This window comes from Haloferula sp. A504, assembly GCF_044385805.1.
GTDB lineage: Bacteria > Verrucomicrobiota > Verrucomicrobiia > Verrucomicrobiales > Akkermansiaceae > Haloferula.
Genome location: NZ_JBISBU010000119.1, coordinates 1 through 3,670, shown reverse-complemented (window position 1 = coordinate 3,670; position 3,670 = coordinate 1). Strand labels below are relative to the sequence as shown.

Below are 3,670 nucleotides of genomic sequence, written 5' to 3'. Positions count from 1 at the left end.
CCAAGAGGAAGAACGGCGCGCGGCCAATTCGCGAGTCGGCCGAAGCCCGCCTGTTTTCCCTGCGGGCCTTGCGCGTGAGGCCAGTCGGTTGAGCGCGGCACGAGGATGTCCCGCCGTCGCCCTTACATGTCGGGGTACCAGTCCCGAAAAGCCAAGGTTGACGCCGTCAGCGGTGATCGGGCGGAAGGTGGGTCTCGTGCGGGTTCCTGCCTGAGCGTTGGTTCAGGCACCACTGTCACCAGCGGAGCTCCAGATCCGGGCCGATGAGCTGGACGCGGTTTTCCTCGATCGCCCGCAGCCGCTGCACCGCACGGCCGACCGAGTGGCGGGTGCTTTCCGGCAGGGCCGCCAGGGTGGTTTCCTGGATCATCGCCGCCAGGGCTTCGGAGACCGAAGGCCGGGCCGGGCTCATGCCGACCAACTCGCCGTCCTTGTCCTTTTCCGGCTTCGAGAAGAGGCCTTCGAGCGGGCTCTTTGGTTCCGGCAGCAAGCGCGACTTCGGTTCCCCGATCCCGGCCTTGTCGGCGGCCCAGGCAATGGCGTCGGTAAGCCCGCCGAGTTCATCGACAAGACCCAGCTCCAGCGCGCGGCGTCCGGTATAGACGCGTCCGCCCGCCAGCGGCTCCAGTTCGCCCTTCAGGCGCTCACCGCGACCATCGACGATGCGCTTCTTGAAGGTTCCATAGACCTCCTCCATCGACTTGCGGACGAGCGCCTCCTCCTCCTCGCTGAATCCCTTGGTCATCGACATCGCATCGGCGTGCTCGCCGCGCTTCACCGAGTGGGTCGTGATCCCCATCTTCTCCATCGCTTCAGCGACGACGAGCTTCATGCCCACCACGCCGATCGAGCCGGTGATCGTGCCGGGCTCGGCGAAGATCCGGGCGGCGCCGGCGGAGATGTAGTAGCCGCCGCTCGCGGCAACCCCTCCCATCGAGACCGCCAGCGGTCGTCCGGTCGACTTCCACTCGTCGGTCACCTCCCACAGGACTTCGGAGGAAAGCGCCGAACCGCCGGGTGAATCGACCCGCAGCACCAGCGCCTTGGCATGCTCGTCCTTGAGCAGCTTGACGATGGCCTTCCGCACGGGTGCCACCGAGGCATCGGAAATGCCACCCTGCATCGCCACCACGGCGACGTAGTCGCTCTTCGAGTCGGCATCGTCGGCCGACGACATGAGCAGCTTGAACACGTCGAAGATGTTGTCGACATCCGGCCCGTCGAGATCCGGCAGGGCATACTCGCGGTCGAACTTCGCCTCGGCGTACTTTTCCCGCAGCATGGCGTTGAAGTCGGTGCGGTGCTGGCGGTCGTCGATCAGGCCCGCCTGTTTGGCGTCGTCGACGTTGAACGTACCGCGGTCGATCATCTCGAGGACCTTGGCCCGGTCGATTCGGCGTCCTGAGGCGACGTCATCAACGATTTCCGAGAAGATCCCGTCGATCAGTTCCTCGGTCTGCTTCGCCGCGAACTCGCTCGGGCCGGTGCGGTAGAACTCCTCGCCGAAACTCTTGAAGTCGCCGATGTGGACGACCTCGGCCTCGAGCCCGGCCTTGTCGAGCATGCCCTTGAAATACATCGACTCGGCGTGGATCCCGGAAAAGTTCACCGCGGCTTCGGGCATCAGCACGAACCGGTTCGCGGCCGAGCCGAGCAGGGCGGTCTTGTTGTTGAAGTAGTCGCTGTAGATCCAGACATCCTTGCCGGCCTCGCGGGCGTCGATCAGGTGGCGCCGCAATTCCTGGATCTGCGGCAGGGTCAGCATCGCGCCGTCGGCATCGAGCACGATCGCCTGCACCGCTTCATCCGCGGCGGCCTCGCGGAAAGCCACGGAGAGATCGTGGAAGGTCAGCGGCCGCTCGGCGTCGAGATTCATCGACAGCATCGAGGCCTCCGCCCGCCCGTTCTCGGATAGGGTGCCCTCGAGGTCATAGACGGCGACGATGGGTTTGCCGGCCGCGGCGGCGAGGGCGGCGGAGGCGAGGAATGGCAGCAGGGTTCTCATGAGATCTCGGAAATTCAAACGGGAAGCGAACTCATAGCGCGGATCCGTCGATCTTCCAGCCGGGAAATCCGCGATGCCCCCTCCGCCCGGGCTCTGGGTCCGCAACACGGATACACCACCGATGGGCGCATCCGCCTGCTGTGTCATGAGAGCGGCACCAACCGCCCCCATGTCGTCGCCCTTCATCCCGACGAGTTCCTGCGCCGCTGGCTCATCCATGTCCTGCCCAAGGGATTCGTGCGGGTGCGCCACTTCGGATGGATGAGCGGCGCGGCCCGCAAGACGCGCCTGCTCGTCCGCGCCCTGGTCTGCGGCCAGCTCGACGAACCCGTGCCTGTCCTTCCCGACCCCCCCCGTCCCGCGATGCGGGCACTGCGGCGCGGAGATGAAGCTCATCGCCACCATCCGCCCGCGCGGACCGCCCCGAACATGACTCATCCCAAGCCACGCAAGACCCCGACAAAGGACCAGCCACCTGCGGCCTCTGGGAACGTGCGTCCACTCACTCCGGTTTCCACCGTACAAACCTCTCCTCGGAAGCCGCCATCGCTCGGAATTGCCCGACCAGCGCCATGCACGGACCCTGCGCCTGCGGCGCAAAGACCGTGGCCCCCGCCGACGGCTTCATGGGCCACTTCAAATCCGGGTCGCCACCGCAAGTGCCTGAATTTCAGGCATGAATCGAATCCGCATAGGTCTCAATCATCCCGCTGACCCCCACAAGGCCGGGCTCGTCCAACAACGGATAGCTGTGAGGCAAGCTCACCAGCTATCTTTGGGGTTGGGCTTGTCGATTCATCAGTGGATACCGGAGAGCTCTTCAAGTGTTTCCCGAATGGATGTCCAGTGCCGCTCCGTCCTCTCCCCGAGAGTCAGAGTTGTCGAGACAACCTGCTCTGCGCCATCTTCTCCGCTGAAAGAGACTCGCAAATCATAGCGGCCCGCGCGCATCTTGAAGCTCTCGCGACTCGCGTCGATCTCTTCAAGATCATGGACGCGCGGGGACCAGAATACAATGCGTGCAGATCCCCCACCGCGGTAGTCAGCCTCTGGGACACGATCCGCATCTTCCCACCCGCCTTCATTGAAGCGATACTGGATCTTGGTGCACTCAAGCGTGACAGCTGATTTACCCCATCTCTCGTTCGGAACATCAATCCAAACTCGAAACAACCGCTTCATTCCGTACCGGCTCTGATCATACTCGGCAGCAGTACCGAGTGACAGAATCACTCTATGTTGGAGCACATCAAAGCTGGAGTCCCCGTAAACGGGGTAGGCCTTGATCGGAGCCTCCGGAAGGGGGACGAAAAACAGGATCACCGGCACCAAGACCGCTGCGAGGCAGCCCATACTACAGGTGCCACCTCCTCGCTTTTGATGGGTGGGTCTTGGGTCCCACTTCTTGAACTCCGCCTCGTGCATCTGATTTGCTGCCCAACGTCCGAGGTGTGGCAGCGGCTATTGGGAGCGCACCTCCGAAACAGGGTTAAGGGTTGAAGTAAACAGGGTCATTTCGACTCGGAGCGAGTAGCTGCTTGTCCACCACCGCCTTGTGTATGCCCATCACGGGTTGGAACCAAAGGGGGTTCAAGTCCCCCGTGTGATGAAACGATGAAAGAAGAAAGCACTACCAGAAGCCAACTGCGTGAGGGTGACCGAGCG

At 63.4% G+C, this 3,670-nt stretch carries 3 protein-coding genes; 1 reads left to right on the top strand and 2 read right to left on the bottom strand.

Annotation, left to right across the window (positions count from 1 at the left end):
* Positions 1–235 precede the first annotated feature (235 nt).
* Positions 236–1,765 (bottom strand): signal peptide peptidase SppA, encoded by a 1,530-nt coding sequence (gene sppA / locus ACG2LG_RS23590; RefSeq protein WP_396263291.1) that lies wholly within the window; start codon positions 1,763–1,765, stop codon positions 236–238.
* Positions 1,766–1,930: 165 nt separating this feature from the next.
* On the opposite strand from sppA, the gene ACG2LG_RS23585 reads away from it, so the two are divergent.
* Positions 1,931–2,719, top strand: coding sequence for a transposase (locus ACG2LG_RS23585; protein ID WP_396263290.1), 789 nt, complete (start codon positions 1,931–1,933; stop codon positions 2,717–2,719).
* Positions 2,720–2,803: 84 nt separating this feature from the next.
* Here ACG2LG_RS23585 and ACG2LG_RS23580 read toward each other — a convergent pair whose 3' ends face one another.
* The gene (locus ACG2LG_RS23580; RefSeq protein ID WP_396263288.1) at positions 2,804–3,337 is read right to left on the bottom strand and encodes a hypothetical protein; all 534 of its coding nucleotides are present in this window, start codon (positions 3,335–3,337) and stop codon (positions 2,804–2,806) included.
* Positions 3,338–3,670 lie beyond the last annotated feature (333 nt).

What these genes read in the sequence shown, in the direction of transcription:
- sppA (WP_396263291.1), bottom strand. Translation starts at nt 1,765, where the DNA reads ATGCTGACCCTGCCGCAGATCCAGGAATTGCGGCGCCACCTGATCGAC.